The following is a 19,359-nucleotide window of genomic DNA, read 5'->3' on the forward strand; positions in this document are numbered from 1 at the left end:
AAGATGAACACGATACTTGTCGTGGACGACGAACCGAGAACGAGGGAAGGCGTCAAGAAAGTGCTGGAAGGCTGGTCGGCGGGCCGAAGCCGGATCGTTACCGCGGCTAATGGAATCGAGGCGCTGGCATGGCTCGAGGGAAATGAAGCCGCATTGATGATCACGGACATCCGCATGCCCGAGCTCGGCGGGCTCGATCTTGTCGAGAGGGTCTCCCAGCTGCCGCATCCGCCCCAGGTCATCGTCATTTCCGGACATCCGGAATTCGATTACGCGCGCAGGGCGATGCAATACGGCGTCATTGAATATTTGCTGAAGCCGATCGACAAAATAAAGCTGGTTCAAGCGGTGGAGTCTGCCTTGAAACGCAAGGACGAGCGGCTGCGCGTCGAGCGCATGGAGAAATTGGTGGATCCGAAGCTGCTGGAAACCGTGCAGAACGACAACGCGTACAGCCTGCAAGTCCAGGAGGCCATACGGTTCATGGAAGTCCGTCTGGATCAGCAACTGTCGCTGCGCGACATCGCGGATCATCTGCACATGAACGCGAGTTATTTCAGCGTGCTGTTCAAGGAGCAAACGGGGCTCACGTTCACGGAATATTTGACGCGGAGAAGAATGCAGCGCGCGAAGGAGCTGCTCTCCGGCACGAGAGCAACCATCGCGGAAATCGCGGAGAAGGTCGGCTACCAGACCGACAAATATTTTTTGAAAGTGTTCCGAAACGTAGAGGGCGTTAGTCCCGGTCAATATCGCAAAAACGTCGTTTATCGGGAAGAAACGATCCAATGAAAGTAGACTTTTTCCCAACCCCCATGACCTTACGGCTCTGCCGGGGCGTTGCTACAATGAAGGTGTAGCGGGAATCATCCCAATGACATCTTCGAAAAAAGGGGTTGTAAACGTGTTCAAAAAGAAATGGTCTATGCTCTTGCTTACTACGTGTTTGGCTTTGGCGGCCGCGGGCTGCGGGAACAACGGCGAGAAATCCTCAAACGGGGAAACAAATGAAAGCGGAACCAAGAAAGTGACGGTCAACTTTATGCACCTATGGCCGGAAGGCGTATCCGCCGGTCAGAACAAAATCGTGAACCAAATCATCAAAGATTACGAAACCGAAAATCCGAACGTGACGATCAAACAAGAAGTGCTCGACAACGAACAATACAAAAATAAATTGAAAGTGCTTTCCGCATCCAATCAGCTGCCCGATGTCGGCGTAACCTGGGCGGCGGGATTCATGAAACCGTACGTGGAAGGCAATCTATTCACCCCGATCGACGATCTGCTCAGCGGGGAGCTGAACGGCAAATTCGTATCGGGTACGACGGAAGCTTATGCCATTGACGGCAAAACGTATGCGCTTCCTTTGGAATTTAATATCGCGCCGGTTTACTACAACAAGGCCATCTTCGAGCAATACGGCCTTCAAGCTCCGCAAACCTACGATGAATTCAAGAATGTTGTGAAAACGCTGTCTGAAAACGGTGTCGCCCCGATTGCGCTAGGGAACAAGGACCGTTGGACGGGCTCGCTTTGGTACATGTACCTGGCTGACCGCTTCGCGGGCCAACAATCGTTGTCCGCCGCAATCGGAGGCTCCGTTTCCTTCGCGGACGAAGGTCTCATGAAAGCGGCGCAAGAGGTGCAAACGCTGGTTGACGGCAACGCGTTCGTCAAAGGTTTCAACGGCTTGTCGAACGAAGAAGCGAAGTCCGAGTTCCTGAACGGCAACGCTGCGATGTTCCTGATGGGCACGTGGGAGCTGCCGAACTTCACGACGAACGAGGAAATTCCGAAGGAGTTCCGCGACAGCGTAGGGTTCTTCAAATTCCCGACGGCCGAAGGCGGCAAAGGCGACATCAACAGCTGGGTTGGCGGACCGGGCGTAGGCTTGTTCGTCTCGGAGAACTCGAAGGTGAAGGACGAAGCGAAGAAGTTCGTGGAATATTTTGTGGCGAAGTGGGGCGAGCAATCGGTAACGGGCGCGGGCGTGATCCCGGCTACGAAGGTCGATACGTCTTCCCTGGAGCTTCCGCAGCTTTACATCGATTTGTTCAACGAAATGAACCAAGCAAGCAGCATTACGTTGTTCGCTGACGTGCAAATGAACGCAAACGCGGCGGAAATCCATCTCAACCAAATCCAAGCGCTGTTCGGCAAAGCTTCGACGCCTGAGAAATTCGCTCAGGAGCATGACGCAGCCGTAGCCGAAGGCAAGTAACGCTCCCAAGACAGCAGAGAGAGAAAAAAGAGATTTTACATTGAGATAAAGTTCAAAAAGTCCGATTATCAGCACCGAGAAGGTTGGATGAAGCCGAGAACTGAGGAGCGGAGCGTAGCAGAGCTACGTGAGCACCTTCAATGTTTCCGGAGGAAACATACTTCGAAAGCATAGGCTTGTTCCGGCTGAATTCAAGATTCGACGTCGAGATACATCTTGGTATACTTCGTGATCATAATTGGACTTTTTGAACTACCTCTTGGGAGGAAAGGAGACGGAAGAGATGGACAAAGTCATGTCGAACAAAAAAATAATCGCCTTGTACGTCCTGCCCGCCTTGCTGCTCATCTTGGCCGTCGTTTATATCCCGATCGTGCTGACCGGGTATTACGGCCTGAACGAATGGAACGGCATCGGGGACTTGACGTTTATCGGACTCGACAACTACGCGGCTTTGGTTAAGGATGGGCTGTTCTGGGACAGCGCCTGGCACTCGTTGCTGTTGGCCGTATTTTCGGGACTTAGCTTGATTCTGTATTTGGCAGTTGCCATGGTGCTCGCTTCCAAGATCAAAGGGGCGAACGCATTTCGCAAAATATATCTCATTCCCATGCTGCTCTCCTCGGTGGCGATCGCGCAGCTTTGGCTGAAGATCTATCATCCGACGAACGGCATCCTGAACAGCTTGTTGGAATCCATGGGCATCGACAATCCTCCCGCATGGCTCGCCGAGCCTTCCTTGGTGTTATTCGCCCTGTTCATCCCGATACTGTGGCAATATGCGGGCTTCTATATTCTCATCTATTACGCGGCTTTGAAGAACATCCCGGCTTCCCTGGAGGAAGCGGCGAAGATCGACGGCGCGAACGCCTTGCAGATCGCGTGGAAGATCAAACTTCCTCTCGCAATGGAAGTCATTAAGGTGACGGTCGTCCTTGCAGTCGTCGGTTCGTTAAAATACTTTGATCTCATCTATGTGATGACGAACGGCGGGCCGAACGGATCAAGCGAAGTCATGGCATCGTATATGTACAGCGAAGCGTTCAAATCGTACGATTTCGGTTACGGCAGCGCGATCGGCTTTTTCCTGTTGATCATTTGTCTCGTCGCGACCTGGCTGATTCGCAAATTCACCGCGTCGAAGGACACGATTCAATATTCGTAAGCAGGAGGGAACCATCATGATGACCGAAACCGCAGCGCGGCTGCAGGAAGGGAAACGAGGCTCCGGCGCGGTCGCCAAGCTGGGTTACGCCGTGCTTTATTTGGTGCTGGCCGCTGTGGCCGCCTTGCAATTGTTTCCGCTTGTTTGGCTTTTGTTCTTTTCGCTCAAAAACAATCAAGAAGTGTTTGATCTTCCGCCGCTGTCGCTGCCGATGAATCCCCGCTGGGAAAACTACGGCAAAGTGTGGAGCGCGGGCAATATCGACGTCTATTTCTTGAATAGCGTATGGATTACCATCGTTGCCACGGCCCTCACGGTCGTGATCGCCAGTCTGGTTACGTTCGCGGTGACGCGGATGAAGTGGAAGGGAAGCTCCTTCGTGCTCGGCCTGTTCATGGTCGCGATGATGATTCCCGTGCATTCCACGCTCATACCGCTGTTCAGCCTTTTCAACAAAGCGGGATTGATCGACCATCCGTTATCGCTAATTCTGACTTACGTGGCGTTCAACATGCCGATTACGATCATGATATTATTGGGCTTTTACTACGCGCTGCCAAAAGAAGTCGAGGAAGCGGCGGTCATCGACGGCTGCTCCGTGAACCGGATGTTCTTCCGCATCGTGTTCCCGATGACGAGCTCCGTCCTCGCGACGACGGCCATCATCAACATGATCTATAATTGGAACGAATTTATTTTCGTGAATACTTTCATTAGTACGGATAGCTTCAAGACGCTGACCGTCGGCGTGCAAAATTTCATCGGCCAGTACACGACGGATTGGGGCGCGATCGGCGCGACCCTGATGATCAGCATCCTGCCGATCCTTCTGACGTTCCTGTTCCTGAGCGACCGCATCGTGGAAGGCATCGCGGCCGGCTCCGTGAAGGGATAAATCGATCGTTGCGTCACGGTGCGCCGCGCCGAAACACAAACAGACGCCTCCATCCCATGTTGTCACATTGGGATGGGGGCGTCTGGCTTTTGATGGCGTCGAGGGGGCGGATTGAATCTCTCCGACCAATGCCGATATAATAGGAGATGGAGTTTATTTTACTACTAAACTAAAAAGAAGAAGGCAGGACGTTTCATGCGTTTCGCTGCATGGGGCGCTGAGCCGAACACGGGGGATGATGACGGAAGATGCTGCGATTGTTCCGGTTACTGCGGCCTTATCGGGCCGCGATTGCGCTAGTCATGACGCTTATTCTGCTTCAATCGTTGTCGGAGCTGTATTTGCCGACCTTGATGGCGGATATCGTCAACAATGGCGTAATCGAAGGGGATAAACCCTACATCTGGCGGATGGGCGGCTACATGCTGCTGTTCACCGTGCTGGGCACGGTCGTCTCGATTCTCGCGAGCCTATACGCTTCGCGGATTTCTTCCGGCTTCGGGCGGAACGTCAGGAGCAAGGTGTTCGAGCATGCGGAGAACTTTTCCTTGCAGGAGTTCGATCGAATCGGTACCGCGTCCCTGATCACGCGGACGACGAACGATATTAATCAGGTGCAGCAAGTGCTTATGATGATGCTACGGTTGATGGTCATGGCCCCGATGATGTGCATCGGCGGCATTATCATGGCGCTCTACAAGGACGCGGAGCTTACGCTGGTTCTGCTCGTGGCGCTGCCCGTTCTGGCGGGGGCGATCTGGCTCATTACTTCGAAAGGCATGCCGTATTTCAAAGCGATCCAGAAGAAGCTCGACCGGCTGAATTTGGTGCTTCGCGAAGGGCTGACGGGCATCCGCGTCATTCGTTCCTTCAACCGGACGGAGCATGAGCGGGACAGGTTCACGGACGCGAACCGCGACCTGATGGAGACGTCGGTGAAGGTGAATCAGATCATGGCGGTCATGATGCCGGTCATGATGCTGATCATGAACCTGTCGACCATCGCGATCGTCTGGTTCGGCGGGCTTCGCATCGATGACGGGGCGATGGGCGTCGGCGATTTGATGGCGTTCATTCAATACGCGATGCAGATCATGTTCTCGCTCCTTATGTTCTCAATGATGTTCGTTATGGTCCCGCGCGCATCCGCGTCGGCGGTTCGCATTAACGAGGTGCTGGATATGGAGCCGTCGGTGACGGACCGGTCGGCCGCATCGGCGAAGGACAAGTCTTCTGCCGCAGGAATCGTGGAGTTCGACGACGTCAGCTTCAGCTACCCGGGAGCCGAGATGCCGGCGCTGTCGGGCATTTCGTTCCGCGCGGGTCCCGGCGAGATCACGGCGATCATTGGCGGCACGGGCTCGGGCAAGACGACGCTGATCAACTTGATTCCGCGTTTCTTCGATGCCGCCGGCGGCTCCGTCCGGATCGACGGCAAGGATGTCGGTTACTGGACGCAGGAGAGCTTGCGCGAGACGATCGCGCTCGTGCCGCAGAAGGCGGTTTTGTTCTCGGGCACGGTGGCCGAAAATATTCGGTACGGCAAGGAAGACGCGACGGACGAAGAGGTTCGCAGAGCGGCCGAGACCGCGCAGGCGCTCGACTTCGTGACGGCGATGCCGGACGGCTTCGACTCCGTGCTGGCGCAGGGCGGGACGAACGTATCCGGCGGCCAGAAGCAGCGGTTGTCGATTGCGAGAGCGCTGGTGCGCAGGCCGAAAGTTTATTTGTTCGACGACAGCTTCTCCGCGCTGGATTACAAGACGGATGCGAAGCTGCGCGGCGCGCTGAGGGCCGAAACCTCGGATGCAGCCGTGCTGATCGTCGCCCAGCGGGTTAGCACCGTTATGGACGCCGACCGCATCATCGTGCTGGACGAAGGGCGGATCGCGGGGATCGGCACGCATAAGGAATTAATGGAGACTTGCGGCGTTTACCGCGAGATCGTATCCTCGCAGCTATCGGAGGAGGAGAGCGCATGAGCAAGGAGACAAGAGACGGGTCGAAAGCTGGTGGCCCTCACGGCGGAGGAGCGGGTCCGGGCGCGCGCCCGATGGGCTTCGGCCCCGGACCGGGCATGATGGGCATACCCGGACAGAAAGCGCGAGATTTCAAAGGCTCGCTTAGACGGCTGTCCGGTTACCTAAAGCCTTTCCGGCTAACTTTGCTGGCTGTGCTTACAGCGGCGATACTCAGTACGCTGTTCTCGATTCTGAGCCCCAAGATACTGGGCAGAGCGACGGATAAGTTGTTCGACGGCATCGTCGTACCGGGAGCGGAGATCGATTTCGAGGGTATTTTTCAAATTCTCGGATTGCTTGCCGGACTCTATGTCATTAGTGCATTGTTCGGTTTCGTGCAGCAGTATCTCATGGCGGGAGTAGCCCAGAAGGTCGTATTCCGGCTGCGGAACGAAGTGAACGACAAACTCGGAAGGCTGCCGCTGAAGTTTTACGATTCGCGTTCAAACGGAGATATTCTGAGCCGCGTCGTCAACGATGTGGACAACATAAGCAACACGCTGCAGCAGAGTTTGACACAGCTCATTACTTCCATCGTGACGCTGGTCGGCGTCATCGTAATGATGCTGACGATCAGCCCGCTGCTTACGTTGATCCTTGTCTTGACGCTGCCGCTCAGCTTTGTCGTCATCGGGATGATCGCGAAGCGCTCTCAGGTGCATTTCAAGAACCAGCAAGCGCAGCTTGGTGCGCTAAATGGACATGTCGAGGAGATGTATACGGGCCATACGATCGTCAAAGCATTCGGGCACGAGCGCAAGTCGATCCGGCAATTCGACGAAATGAACGACAAGCTGTACGACTCCAGCTGGCGGGCGCAATTCATTTCCGGCATTATCATGCCGCTCATGAATTTGATCGGCAATATCGGGTATGTGTGCATTTGCGTCGTGGGCGGCGTGCTCGTAACGCAGAACACGATCAGTGTGGGCGACATTCAGGCATTCATCCAATACGCCCGCCAATTCACGATGCCGATCACGCAGACTGCTAATATTGCGAACATCATCCAGTCGACGCTCGCTTCGGCGGAACGGGTATTCGAGCTTCTAGACGAGGAAGAGGAAACGCCGGAAGCCGCGAAGCAGCCTGTACTCGGCAAGCCGCTAGGCGCGGTGGAATTCCGCGGCGTAAGGTTTGGTTACGACCCGGAGAAGCCGCTCATTCAAGACATGAATATCCGCGTAAAAAGCGGCCAGACCGTTGCCATCGTAGGTCCGACGGGTGCGGGCAAGACAACGCTCGTCAATTTATTGATGCGGTTCTACGAAGTAGGCGATGGAGCGATTACGGTGGACGGGCGGGATATCCGCGAGCTTGGGCGCGGACAGCTTCGCAGCTTGTTCGGCATGGTGCTTCAGGATACATGGCTGTTCAACGGCACGATCCGGGATAACATCGCCTACGGCCGACTAGGCGCCACGGAGAAGGAGGTCGTCAATGCGGCGATCGCCGCGCATGCCGACCACTTCATCCGGACATTGCCGGAAGGCTACGACACGGTGCTGAACGAAGAGGCGTCCAACATTTCGCAAGGCCAAAAGCAGCTGCTGACGATTGCCAGAGCGATTCTTGCGGATCCGTCGATTCTGATCCTCGACGAAGCGACGAGCAGCGTCGATACGCGCACGGAAATTCAAATTCAACAGGCGATGAACCATCTGATGTCAGGCAGAACCAGCTTCGTTATCGCTCATCGTCTATCGACCATCCGGGATGCGGACCTTATTCTCGTCATGAAGGAAGGTTCGGTCATTGAACAGGGCACGCATGAGGAGCTGCTCGCGCGAGGCGGATTCTACGCCGATTTGTACAATAGTCAATTCTCGGCAGGAGCTGCCGCAACCGCGGGATAAGGGTCCGGCTTCGTGTCTTGCGATCTTCCGCTTATAGAGGCAGCTTCGCGGGCCTGGAATGTTCATGTGCCGTTCATATCGCTATGCTACATTACCCCTAATGTGATTACATTGGGGGTTTTGTCATGATGAGACGAATGATGATTGCGGCGGGGGCAGCTGCATTGTTGCTGACGTTATCGGCATGCGGGGCGGGATCCGCCGATTCGGGCGGGACGCAGGAACAAGCGGGGGCGCAGGCTGGCGCTTGGGATACGGGCGGAGCGACCGAAGGCGGCCAAGGCGGCATGGGCGGAATGGGCGGAGGCATGGGTATGACCGACGAGAACGGGAACATTTTCAGCCTGATGGGCAAAGTGTCTGCCGTCAACGGTTCGACGATTACAGTGTATAAGTCGTCGCTGGATCCCGCGTCGATGGGCGAGCGCGGCGGCATGCGCGGCAATCGAGCGCCTGGCGACGAGAGCCAGCCGCCGAGAAGCGATGATTCGGGCGCTGCGAATGCTGCGGGAGACGGGCAAGCGGCCGGCGAAGAGGGCGGCGGGGCAGGAAGCGAGGGACAAGCGCCGGCGGGCGGTGGAGAGCCGCCAAACGGAGAGGGTCGCCCAGGCGGAGGCATGGGGATGGCGGAGATGTTCACGGACGAGCTCGTTGATATAGCGATCACGGACGGCACGCTCATCCAGAGCATGTCCTTCGGAGAGAGCGGTCCCGTGATGACCGATGTGCCTGTTTCCGAGTTCAAAGAAGGCGATATCCTGACCATTTGGCTAAAGGAAGGCACGCAGGAAGCGACGCAGATTCGCATTGGCGGGATGGGCGGCGGAATGGGCGGCGGAATGGGCGGAATGAGAGCACCGGAAGCGCCTGCATCGGGCCAACCATAACGGAGCGACAAGGGACATAAGAAGCGACGCGGAGCGAAACGTTCCTCGTCGCTTTTTTGGCGTCCAAAGAAGTGTTGGTACGCGAAACGGATCTTCTAGCCGGTGCTAGTCAGGTCACGGGAGGGTAAAAGCACACGTGTAGCCAGGATACTTGCGTATGGCGAAATCTGTTCTTAGAAGCGTATCGACGAAAGTGCCTATCTGAGGACACGAAACGAACCTACAACCCGCGCATGCGCCGGATCGGGAGCTGTAGGTCCGCGAAACGAACCTACAGCCCGCGGATGCGCCGGATCGGGAGCTGTAGGTCCGCGAAACGAACCTACAGCCCGCGCATGCGCCGGATCGGGAGCTGTAGGTCTGCGAAACGAACCTACAGCCCGCGGATGCACCGGATCGGGAGCTGCAGGTCCGCGAAACGAACCTACAGCCCGCGGATGCACCGGATCGGGAGCTGCAGGTCCGCGAAACGAACCTACAGCCCGCGGATGCACCGGATCGGGAGCTGTAGGTACGTGAGGCGTAGCTACGCCTCCAGATGTGACCTAACATAACGTCGGCGGTTGCATCCATGCCTCCCATCGACGGCCGAACTAGATAACATGACCAATAGGGGATGCGATTTTTAGCGATTCCATCCATTGTTGTTGCTTAGGCGAGATGATAACATGTCAGTTAAATTGACATGGATGATCGAGCAGCGAAGACGAGCGGGACAATAGAGGAGGCGGCGGTATGAAAGATGCGGATGGCGCGGCGGAGATCGTGACCTTTGACCATGTCAGCAAAATATACAACACGGGAACGATCGCATTAACAAATGTGAATTTCTCGGTCAAGGAAGGGGAGTTCGTCAGCTTCCTGGGGCCGTCGGGCTGCGGCAAGTCGACGGCGCTTCGGATGGTGGCCGGACTGGAGGAAGCGACCTCGGGCAGCGTCCTTGTGGCAGGCAAGGCGCCCAAACAGCTGATTCGCGAATCCGGCGATATCGCGTTTGTCTTCCAGGATGCGAATTTGCTGCCATGGCGGACCGTGATGGACAACGTCGTGCTGCCGCTCGAGCTTAGGGGAGGCAGTAGGAAGGCGCATGAGGAAGCTGCCGAGCGGGTACTGGAGATGGTCGGGCTGAAGGATTATCACAAGGCTTATCCGAGGCAACTGTCCGGCGGTATGAAAATGCGGGTATCGATCGCAAGGGCGCTGGCTGCGAAGCCGAAGCTGCTGCTGATGGACGAACCGTTCGCCGCCTTGGACGAAATAACGCGGCAATCCCTGCAGCTGGAGCTGCTGGACATTTGGGAACGGGAGAAGATGACGGTGTTGTTCGTGACGCACAACGTGTTCGAAGCGGTGCTGCTCTCATCCAAGATCGCCGTCATGTCGGCCCGTCCGGGGAGGCTGTCCGCGCTTATCGACGTAGAGCTGCCGTATCCGCGTCAGCTGAGCATGCGGACGGAGCGGGCGTTCGGGGAATATGTGAACCTCGCGTCAATGCATTTGGAACAAGGAACAGGGAGGAAGGAGCTGGGCTAATGTCCTTGTCTACAGTGGAAACGGCGGCTGCCGGAACGCAGGAGGCCGAAGCCGTCATGAGGCCGAAGAAGCGGAGCGGCGGAACCTTCATGCGTTACTATTTGGGCCCGATCATCGCGTTTGTCGTCGTTATGGCGCTATGGCAATGGATCCCGTTATGGCTTGGCATGAAGCCGTTCATTTTCCCGAAACCGACGGATGTGATCAAAGCGTCAATCGAAGACTGGCGCATTCTGTGGGAGGCGGTTCGGATAACGGTATTGGAATCCGTCATCGGATTTCTGCTCAGCGCGGTTATCGGCATCGGGGTGTCGATCCTGCTGGCCAGCTCCATCGTGCTCGAACGAAGCATCTATCCGTACGCGATTATTCTGCAGACGATTCCGGTCGTAGCCGTTGCGCCGCTCGTCGTGATCTGGTTCGGAGCGGGGTACAACTCGATCGTCGTTATCGCCTTCCTGATCGGCTTCTTCCCGGTCATCTCCAATACATTGATGGGGCTCAACTCCGTCGACAAAAACATGGACGAGCTGTTCACGCTCTATAATTCTTCCAAGTGGCAGAAAATGATGAAGCTTCGCATCCCTGCCGCGATGCCATATATCATGACCGGCCTTAAAATCTCGTGCACCCTATCCATCGTCGGCGTCATCGTTGGCGAATACGTCGCGGGGATCGGCGGCGGCAAAGGCGGTCTCGGCTATGCCATTACGATCGCGGCGGTCCAAATGAAGACGCCGTTCTTATTCGCCTGCGGCATTGCGGCGGCCTTGCTCGGAATCGGTTTTTACCTCATCGTGAGCCTGATCTCGAATCGGATTCTCGGTTCCTGGCACGAGTCCGCGATGAAATGAGAAGAACATAAAAAAATAGAAAAGTGGAGGAGAAACAAAATGAAAAAAAGTTTCGGGGGAATGATAGTCGCTTTAGTGCTGGTCATGGTTATGGCTTCGGCTTGCAGCAATTCGGGCAACGGCAACAAACCGGCGGAATCGCCTTCCGGGGAATCCGCATCGCCTTCCGCCTCGTCCGAAGCGACGGCTGAGCCGACGGCTCCAGCGGAGGCGAAGAAGGTGAAGCTCGTGCTGAACTGGTTCCCGAAGGCGCAGCACGGGGGCGTGTACGCGGCCAAGGAGCAAGGCATTTTCGCGAAGAACGGCCTGGACGTCGCGATCGAGCCTGGCGGGCCGCAAGTATCCGCCGTGCAGATCGTCGCTTCGGGCAACGCGGACTTCGGTCTCGCTCACGCCGACCAGATCGTCATCGCCAAAAACCAAGGCATCGACTTGGTCGTCGTGGCGGCGGCACTGCAAGGCAGTCCGCAGGCGTTCATGTTCCAAGAAAGCGAGAAAATTAGCGGCTTTGAGGACTTGAACGGCAGGACGGTGTTCATTCAGCCGGGCATTACGTACTGGGATTATTTGAAAAGCACCTATGATCTGAGCGGTGCCAAGGAAATGACCTATACGGGCCAGCATGTCAACTTCCTGGCGGATCCGACCTCCGTGACGCAATCGTTCGTGACGTCCGAGCCGTTCTTCATGGAGAAGGAAGGCGTGAAGGTGAAGACGCTGCTCGTATCAGAATCGGGGTACAATCCGTATAACGTCGTTCTATTCGTGACGAAAGCGTATTTGGAGGATCATAAGGAGGATGTTGCGAATTTTGTGAAAGCTTTCTCCGAAGGCTGGATGTCCTACAAGGATACATCGGCGGAGATCAATCCAGTCATCCACGCCGCCAACCCGAATATCGCGCTTGACGCGATCGAGTTCGAGGATAAAGCCCAGAAGGAGTTCGTGTACGGCGGCGACGCGGCCGAGCATGGCTTCGGTTATATGACGGAAGAACGCTGGACGACGCTGATCGACCAATTGAACGGACTTGGCCTGCTGAAGAAGAAGTTCGACGCCAAGGAGATTTTCACAACCGAGTTCCTGCCTGCGCCGTAATCGGATAAAGCGAATAACGAAGCCGTACCGAAACGAAGCCGTTCCCCTCGGAGGGAGCGGCTTCGTTTCGTTCTTTGAGGACATTCGATCAGTCGGGATAGAAAAAAGTGGAAAAGGTTACACTAACGGATGCCAAAAAAAGGGTGGAAGATGGCGGCAGTGAGAGGGGGTGGGGCACATTAAAAGCTCGGGCCAAATTAATTTCGTGCAGTTATTTATGATGTTTTCGCTTATGAACGGCCTGGCTAGCCATGTTATCGTAAATCCGATGGTGCTCGACGCGTCGGGACGCGATTCGTGGCTGACGGCGCTCGTAAGCGGAGGGCTGTTCCTGATCTGGATCGCGCTTCTCGGCTGGCTGATGCGCCGCTCCGGACAGGAGCCATGGATGGATTGGCTGTCCGCTCGGATCAGCCGTCCTTTTGCCTTTCTGCTCGTGCTTCCGGTTGCCATTCAGCTTTATTTGATCGGCGGGATGACCGTGGTGCACACCGCGACCTGGCATATTACCAATTATTTGCCGTTTACGCCTAAGCTGTTGATAGCCGGGAGCTTGGTCTTGTTCTGCATGGCGATCTGCCTGTGGGGGCTTGGCGTCATTGCCGTCGTCTCCGGGGTGCTGCTGCCGATCGTGGTCGCGCTCGGCATCTTCGTCAGCGCGTTCAACTCGCCGATGAAGGATTATTCGCTGCTCCAGCCGGTGCTTGAGCACGGCTTCAGCCCCGTCGTGGACGGCATGGTGTATACGGGGGCCGGGTCCGTGGAGCTGTTAGCCGTTATCCTACTCCAACATCGGCTGAAGAAGAAAGTGAAGATCTGGCAGCTGTTGCTGTATGGGCTATTCTCCACGCTGATCTCGATGGGACCGCTGATGGCGGCGGTTACGGAGTTCGGTCCCGCCGAAGCGGCGCACCAGATGACTTCGCCCTATGAGCAGTGGAGACTGGTCCAGATCGGCCGGTATATCGAACATTTGGACTTTCTCTCCATCTTCCAATGGTTGTCGGGGGCTTGTATCCGCATTAGCCTTTCCGTTTATTTGCTCGTGGATCTCTTCCGGTTCCGCAAGAAGAAAGTAAGGAATTGGGCGGTCATCGCCGTCATGACGACCTACGGTCTGGCTTCGATGATCCCGATTAACGAATACGACGTGTATCGTTGGATGTCCCTCTATTATATGCCGATCTCGCTGGCCGTGCTGCTGCCTCTCTCGTTCGTGTGGATGTTCGTGGCGCTATTCTCGAGAGGGCGGAAACGGAAGGAGGAATCGATGTGAAGGATTCGGATGGGAAATCCCAAGAACGGGAGAATTGGACGGAGAAGAAGCTGAGAGAATTATTCGACGGAAGCGCCGATGTCTTGATCCAGCCGTGCCGGTTCGGAGGGAACGCGGAGGCGCAGGTCATTCTGGCGTACGCGGAGGGGCTTAGCCATACCGCCGATATCGGCAAATTCGTATTGCCGGAGCTGAACCGTCTGTACGGGGAAAGAGGCGTGATCGCGGAGCCGCTGGATAGGCTGTCGGGCGTCATGCCGATTATACCGATGGGGGAACAATTGCCGGATCAGCTGTCGGAGGCGGTGTTCCAAGGCGATCTGCTCGTCTTGTTCACGGAGACCGGCGATGTGGGCTGCGTGAGCATCTCGGCCAAGCCGACAAGGCAGCCGTTCGAGTCGAATACGGAAATTTCGGTCAAAGGTCCGCGGGACGGGTTCGTGGAGGAAATTACGGTCAATATCGCGCTCATCCGCAAACGTCTGCGCAGCCCGTCGTTGCAAGTGGAGCATCTTATGCTGGGACGAAGATCCAAGACGCGGATCGGTCTGCTCTATTTCCGGGATATTCTGAACCCCTCCATTCTGAAAGAAATGAAGGAGCGGCTCGGCCGCATCGACGTGGATGCGATCGTCAGCATCAGCCAGCTCGAGGAATATTTGTCGGATTCGAAGCTGAAGCTTCTGCCGATAATGGACTTTACGGGCCGTCCCGATTACGTGGTGAGCAGCCTGCTATCGGGCCGAATCGTCATTATCGTCGACGGGCTGCCGATGGTGCTGATCGCGCCGGCCGGCCTTTCGCTTATCCTCAAATCGCCGGAAGACGCACATTTTAATTATACGTACGTCTCTTTCGCGCGGATTATTAGGGGGATCAGTCTGTTTCTATCCATCTTCCTGCCTGCGATCTGGGTTGCGCTCATGTCCTTCCATCCGGATCAGATCCCGTACCGCATGATGGCGACCATCTCGGTGACCCGGCTCGGCATGCCGCTGTCTTCGCATATGGAGATGTTCCTGCTGCTCATGCTGCTGGAAATATTCCGCGAAGCAGGCATTCGTCTCCCCAGCGCCATCGGTCAGACGCTTACGTCCATTGGCGGCCTTATTATCGGCGACGCCGCAATCCGGGCAGGTCTCGTCTCTCCTTCCGTCGTGGTGGTGGGCGCAATTACGGCCGTGTCCGGCGTGACGCTCGTCAACCAGACGCTCAGCACGCAGGTGAGCGTGCTCCGTTTTTTTTTCTTCCTGCTTTCGGCGATGCTCGGCATGTTCGGCGTCATCCTTGGCATGGTGCTGCTGCTCGGTTACATGGCGAGCCTTAAGCCCTTCGGCGTACCGTACTTGGCGCCCTTGTCGCCGCTTGGCGTCAAGCAACTCCTCATTTCCTTCCTTCGCGTGCCGTGGGCGATGATGAAGAAACGTCCGGTCGTGCTTGATACGGTCGATAGCGATAACCAGAAGGAGAATGACCAATGAGCCCGCGCCGAAGATGGTTCATGGCCGTCGCCATCGGAGCGCTGCTGATCTTCTCGAGCGGCTGCACCGCCATGCCGGACATTCAGAGCAACGCGTATGCCGCGGCGATCGGCATCGACTACAAGGATGGAAAGTGGATCGCGTACGCGCAGATCATCAACTTCACGACGATCGCCCATTCCGACCAGGTCGAGGTGGGCAAGGATACCCCGGTCTGGATCGGGGAAGGGGAAGGAGATACCGTCTCTTCGGCATTAATCGATGTCGGGGAGGCTTCTCAGCTGAGGATGTTCTGGGGACATGTGAAGGTTCTGGTCATGACGGAGGCAGCGCTGAAGAAAAACGTGCAGGACGTCTACAGCGCGATTAACCGCTATCGTGAGGTCCGGTATACCGTATATGTATACGGTACGGATAGGGACATGAGGGAAGTGCTGATGCAGAAATCGATCCTGAATATGTCGCCGCTGTATACCAAAATGTACACGGGGACGCAGGCGAGCTCCGATCGTTCCTTCCTGCTGCCGGTCACCGCGAATCGCCTCATCGCGAACCTGAACGAACCCGGCGAACCGGCCTCGATCCCGTCAATCGGCGTCGATATCGGGGATTGGACGGAGGATGACAAGCAGAAGCCGATGTTCATTCTGACGGGCGCGTATTACTTCCACGATAACAAACTCGCAGGTTGGCTGTCGGCAGACGAGCTGCGGGGAGCGCGCTGGGCGGAGTCCGCTCTCGAGCGGACCCCGCTCGTGGTGCGGAAGGATGATAAGCCGCTCGGGCTCATCATGTTCTCGCATCCCGAACTGTCCATCCGCTCCATCGCCGATGCGGGTGGCGCGAAGTTCCGAATCGGGGTTGAGGCCGAGGGCTACGTCATGGAAATGATGGATCATGCCACGATGGAGGAACTCAAACGGATTGCGAGACAAAGCATTGGCGAAGAAGTCGAAGCGACGTTCCTGAAAGGCGTCAAACACGGCTGCGATCCGTTCGGATTGTCGGAAGAGCTGTACCGGTCGAATCCAAAGTCATTCCGCAAGCTGGCGGCCGAACGCCAATTTTTTTTGACCCTCGAATCGCTGGCCGGGGTGGACGTGAAGGTTAGGTTGATCAATACGGGGAAGTACCAGGGAACGCCTCCTTGACAAATAAGAGAGCCAAGCAGGATTGAAAGCCGGAAGGGGAGAAGTTATTGGCGTAAGGTTTGCGAAAGGGGAACGAACAAAGTGGGTTACATAGAAGAAACGACAAAACATCTTTATCACTATTTGCCTGAGTTGACGCGTAAGGACGACTTTTTCGATTTCTGGCGAATGACGCTGGAGCAGGCACGGGCGGTTCCGCTTCGGCCGGAGCGGACAGCAGTCGATTATCCGATCCGCTCGGTGCGCGTCTACGATATCGCGTACAACGGGATGGACGAGACGAGGATTAGCGGCTGGTTGATCCTGCCGTCCTTCCAAGGCAAGGCTAAGGTGCCATGCTTGATCCATTACCATGGCTTCACTGGCAGCCGGGGCAATCCTTCTAACTTCATGCACTGGGTCATGATGGGGATGGCGGTTCTAGCCGTCGATTGCAGGGACCAAGGCGGCAAGACGGGGAATAGCGCCCATTATACGCACGGCTTCATGGGCAACGTCGCGAGCAAAGGCGTTCACGACAAACATGAGTATTATTACCGCTATGCGTACATGGATTGTTTGAAGGCGATCGATTTCGCTTGCGCGCAGGACGATATCGACGCCGAGCGTATCGTCATCGAGGGCGGCAGCCAAGGCGGCGCGCTTGGCATGGCGGTGGCCGCGCTCGACGATCGGGCGAAGCTTGCGATGGTCGACGTGCCGAGCAACAGCAACATCGTTGCCCGCATCGAAGGCAATCACGGTGCTTTCGGCGCCGTAACCGAATATTTGAGGCGCCATCCCGAGCAGACGGATCTGGTCATGGACAACCTGAGCTATTTCGATACAATGAATATGGCTGAACGCATCGAATGTCCCGTGCTCGCTTCGGTCGCGCTGAAGGACGAGACTTGCCCGCCGCTCATGTATTTCGCCTCGTACAACCGGATCCGCGGTGAGAAGGAGATCGTCGTTTATCCGTTCAACGGCCACGAAGGCGGCGGTTCCAAACAAACGGAAGTAAAGCTGTCCTATATGCAAGGGCGGTTCCCTGATTGGTTCGACGGCCGCTGAACTTGCGGCAGGCGGGACGTCGAATCGTTCGCCAAGGAATCGTTGCGCGAAATATGCAAATTCATGAGTCGGATGAGGAGAGATGGACATGTTGGCGAGCGTGGAGAAAACAAACGACGGATTCAGGGCCGTATACGAAAGAACCTATAATCATGCCCCTCAAGAAGTTTGGGCGTACTTAACCGATAACGACAAGCTTTCCAAGTGGTTCTCCGAGCTTCGCGTCGCGGAGCTGAGAAAGGGTGGATTGCTGACATTCGATATGGGCGACGGCACCTTCGAAGAGATGAACATTCTCGATTACGAGGAAGGTTCGGTGCTGGAATATACTTGGGGCGAGGATATCGTGCGGTTCGAGTTGTCGCCGTCCGGAGAAGGCACGCGCCTGCTGCTCATCGAGAAAATTAGCGCCTTAACGCCGCATACGCCGAAAGATTTGGCCGGCTGGCATGTCTGTCTGGACGTAGTGGCCGCTTTACTGGACGGCAGAGAGATGCCGGATCACAAAACCATGTGGGAGAAGGAATTCGTCGAGTATTCGGAGCTGACGGACAAGCTGCTTCAGATATGAAAAAACGATAGACAAGGGTGGAATAATGATGTCGGAAATGACGGTAGAATGTTCCGTTTGGGTGGAGGCGGATCGCGAGCGCGCATGGAAGGCGGTCACGGACGCGAAAGAGCTGTCGCAATGGTATTCCCCTGGCTCGCCGTGGGATATTCCGAAGCTCGAGGTTGGAGAGCCGATTTTCTTCCATCATACGCCGAATGAATATCATAGCGGCTCTGAAGTTGTAACGCTTCGCGCGATCATCACGGAAGTCGAGGAACGTTCGGCTTTCTCCGTCAGGTGGGAGTTCGACGGCGTCGAATCGGATATGGTCACTTCCTTCTTATTAGAAGAAGAGAACGGCGGAACACGCGTCACGATGAAGGAGACGGGGTACGAGGACGAAGCGGCCGCCAAGCAGACGGAAGAAGGGTACACGATGTCGTTGGCGAACCTGTACGCTTTTCTGAGCGGCAACGAGTTGCCATATTAGCTCGGGTAACCTATCAACTTAGAACATACGGAACGGATGAGTGCAAGGAATGGATATTACTTGGCAAATGGTACTGATCGTAGCCGCGGGCGGATTCCTCGCGGCTTTCGTCGATGCCGTCGTCGGAGGCGGCGGCTTGATTGCCGTGCCGGCGCTGCTCGCGGCAGGGCTGCCGCCGCATTTGGCGCTCGGCACGAATAAGCTGGCCGGCACGATGTCGTCGCTGACGAGCACGTTGGCTTTCCTGCGCTCGGGGCATATCGACCTGCGATTAACCGGCAAGCTTGTGCCGCTTACGGCCGTCGGCGCGGTGTCGGGCACCGTCCTGCTGCAGCTCGTGCCATCGGACTGGCTGCGCCCGCTCGTGGTGGTCATGCTGATCGGCGTGACCGTCTATACGCTTTTCCGCCGCGACTGGGGCAAGATTGGAACCTTTCGCGCGCTCACCAGACGCAGCGGAATCGCCATGGCGGCTGCTGCCTTGCTGCTTGGCGGCTACGACGGTTTCTTCGGACCCGGTACGGGTTCGTTCCTGATCTTCGCTTTTCTTCTGCTCGGCATGGACTTCGTCAAAGCGGCCGGCAACGCGAAGCTGCTCAACTTCACCAGCAATTTGTTCAGCCTGGCAGCTTTTGTTGTGCTCGGATCGGTGGCCTACGGCATAGGCTTGATTATGGGAGCCGCGATGGTGCTCGGGTCGCTCGCCGGTTCGCGCGTCGCCATCAAGCAGGGAGCGCGTTACGTGCGCCCGCTGTTCATCGGGGTCAGCGCGTTGTTGATCGCGCGGCAGATTTGGCTTCTGGCTGCAGGCTGATCGGCTTG

17 protein-coding genes are annotated in these 19,359 nt (G+C 56.4%); all 17 read left to right on the forward strand.

What is annotated here, in order from left to right; all coding sequences use genetic code 11:
- The first annotated feature begins 3 nt into the window (after positions 1-3).
- The 17 genes from RB620_RS08305 to RB620_RS08385 all read left to right on the forward strand — a co-directional run bounded on the left by RB620_RS08305 (position 4) and on the right by RB620_RS08385 (position 19,351).
- Positions 4-792, forward strand: a complete 789-nt coding sequence (locus RB620_RS08305; protein WP_308093400.1) for a response regulator transcription factor — start codon at positions 4-6, stop codon at positions 790-792.
- 112 nt (positions 793-904) lie between these two features.
- Entirely contained in the window at positions 905-2,224 is a 1,320-nt protein-coding gene (locus RB620_RS08310) for an extracellular solute-binding protein (RefSeq protein WP_308093402.1), read from the forward strand.
- 283 nt (positions 2,225-2,507) lie between these two features.
- Entirely contained in the window at positions 2,508-3,389 is an 882-nt protein-coding gene (locus tag RB620_RS08315) for a carbohydrate ABC transporter permease (protein WP_308093403.1), read from the forward strand.
- Positions 3,390-3,405: 16 nt separating this feature from the next.
- Positions 3,406-4,284 carry a carbohydrate ABC transporter permease gene (locus RB620_RS08320; RefSeq protein WP_308093405.1) on the forward strand — a complete coding sequence of 293 codons (879 nt, stop codon included), beginning with the start codon at positions 3,406-3,408 and terminating at the stop codon, positions 4,282-4,284.
- 248 nt (positions 4,285-4,532) lie between these two features.
- Complete coding sequence (locus RB620_RS08325) at positions 4,533-6,266, forward strand: ABC transporter ATP-binding protein (protein ID WP_308093406.1); 1,734 nt, start codon at positions 4,533-4,535, stop codon at positions 6,264-6,266.
- Positions 6,263-8,161, forward strand: a complete 1,899-nt coding sequence (locus tag RB620_RS08330) for an ABC transporter ATP-binding protein (protein WP_308093408.1) — start codon at positions 6,263-6,265, stop codon at positions 8,159-8,161. The genes RB620_RS08325 and RB620_RS08330 overlap by 4 nt, the downstream gene beginning before the upstream one ends.
- Before the next feature lie 125 nt (positions 8,162-8,286).
- Positions 8,287-9,048: a hypothetical protein gene (locus RB620_RS08335; protein ID WP_308093409.1), complete on the forward strand. Its 762-nt coding sequence runs from the start codon at positions 8,287-8,289 to the stop codon at positions 9,046-9,048.
- 735 nt (positions 9,049-9,783) lie between these two features.
- Positions 9,784-10,581 carry an ABC transporter ATP-binding protein gene (locus tag RB620_RS08340; protein ID WP_308093411.1) on the forward strand — a complete coding sequence of 266 codons (798 nt, stop codon included), beginning with the start codon at positions 9,784-9,786 and terminating at the stop codon, positions 10,579-10,581.
- Entirely contained in the window at positions 10,581-11,435 is an 855-nt protein-coding gene (locus tag RB620_RS08345) for an ABC transporter permease (RefSeq protein ID WP_374121380.1), read from the forward strand. The genes RB620_RS08340 and RB620_RS08345 overlap by 1 nt, the downstream gene beginning before the upstream one ends.
- A 39-nt stretch (positions 11,436-11,474) precedes the next feature.
- Positions 11,475-12,533, forward strand: coding sequence for an ABC transporter substrate-binding protein (locus RB620_RS08350; RefSeq protein WP_308093412.1), 1,059 nt, complete (start codon positions 11,475-11,477; stop codon positions 12,531-12,533).
- 169 nt (positions 12,534-12,702) lie between these two features.
- On the forward strand, positions 12,703-13,809 hold the full coding sequence (locus tag RB620_RS08355) for a GerAB/ArcD/ProY family transporter (RefSeq protein ID WP_308093414.1): 1,107 nt from the start codon (positions 12,703-12,705) through the stop codon (positions 13,807-13,809).
- The gene (locus RB620_RS08360) at positions 13,806-15,290 is read left to right on the forward strand and encodes a spore germination protein (protein WP_308093415.1); all 1,485 of its coding nucleotides are present in this window, start codon (positions 13,806-13,808) and stop codon (positions 15,288-15,290) included. Before RB620_RS08355 ends, RB620_RS08360 begins: the two co-directional genes overlap by 4 nt.
- On the forward strand, positions 15,287-16,441 hold the full coding sequence (locus tag RB620_RS08365; protein WP_308093417.1) for a Ger(x)C family spore germination protein: 1,155 nt from the start codon (positions 15,287-15,289) through the stop codon (positions 16,439-16,441). The genes RB620_RS08360 and RB620_RS08365 overlap by 4 nt, the downstream gene beginning before the upstream one ends.
- Before the next feature lie 81 nt (positions 16,442-16,522).
- Positions 16,523-17,494, forward strand: coding sequence for an acetylxylan esterase (locus RB620_RS08370; protein ID WP_308093418.1), 972 nt, complete (start codon positions 16,523-16,525; stop codon positions 17,492-17,494).
- A gap of 88 nt (positions 17,495-17,582) precedes the next feature.
- Positions 17,583-18,065: an SRPBCC family protein gene (locus RB620_RS08375; RefSeq protein WP_308093423.1), complete on the forward strand. Its 483-nt coding sequence runs from the start codon at positions 17,583-17,585 to the stop codon at positions 18,063-18,065.
- A gap of 28 nt (positions 18,066-18,093) precedes the next feature.
- The gene (locus tag RB620_RS08380) at positions 18,094-18,537 is read left to right on the forward strand and encodes an SRPBCC domain-containing protein (protein WP_308093424.1); all 444 of its coding nucleotides are present in this window, start codon (positions 18,094-18,096) and stop codon (positions 18,535-18,537) included.
- 49 nt (positions 18,538-18,586) lie between these two features.
- Entirely contained in the window at positions 18,587-19,351 is a 765-nt protein-coding gene (locus RB620_RS08385) for a TSUP family transporter (RefSeq protein ID WP_308093426.1), read from the forward strand.
- Positions 19,352-19,359: the final 8 nt, after the last annotated feature.

It is taken from the genome of Paenibacillus sp. LHD-117 (assembly GCF_030929555.1).
Classification (GTDB): domain Bacteria; phylum Bacillota; class Bacilli; order Paenibacillales; family Paenibacillaceae; genus Pristimantibacillus.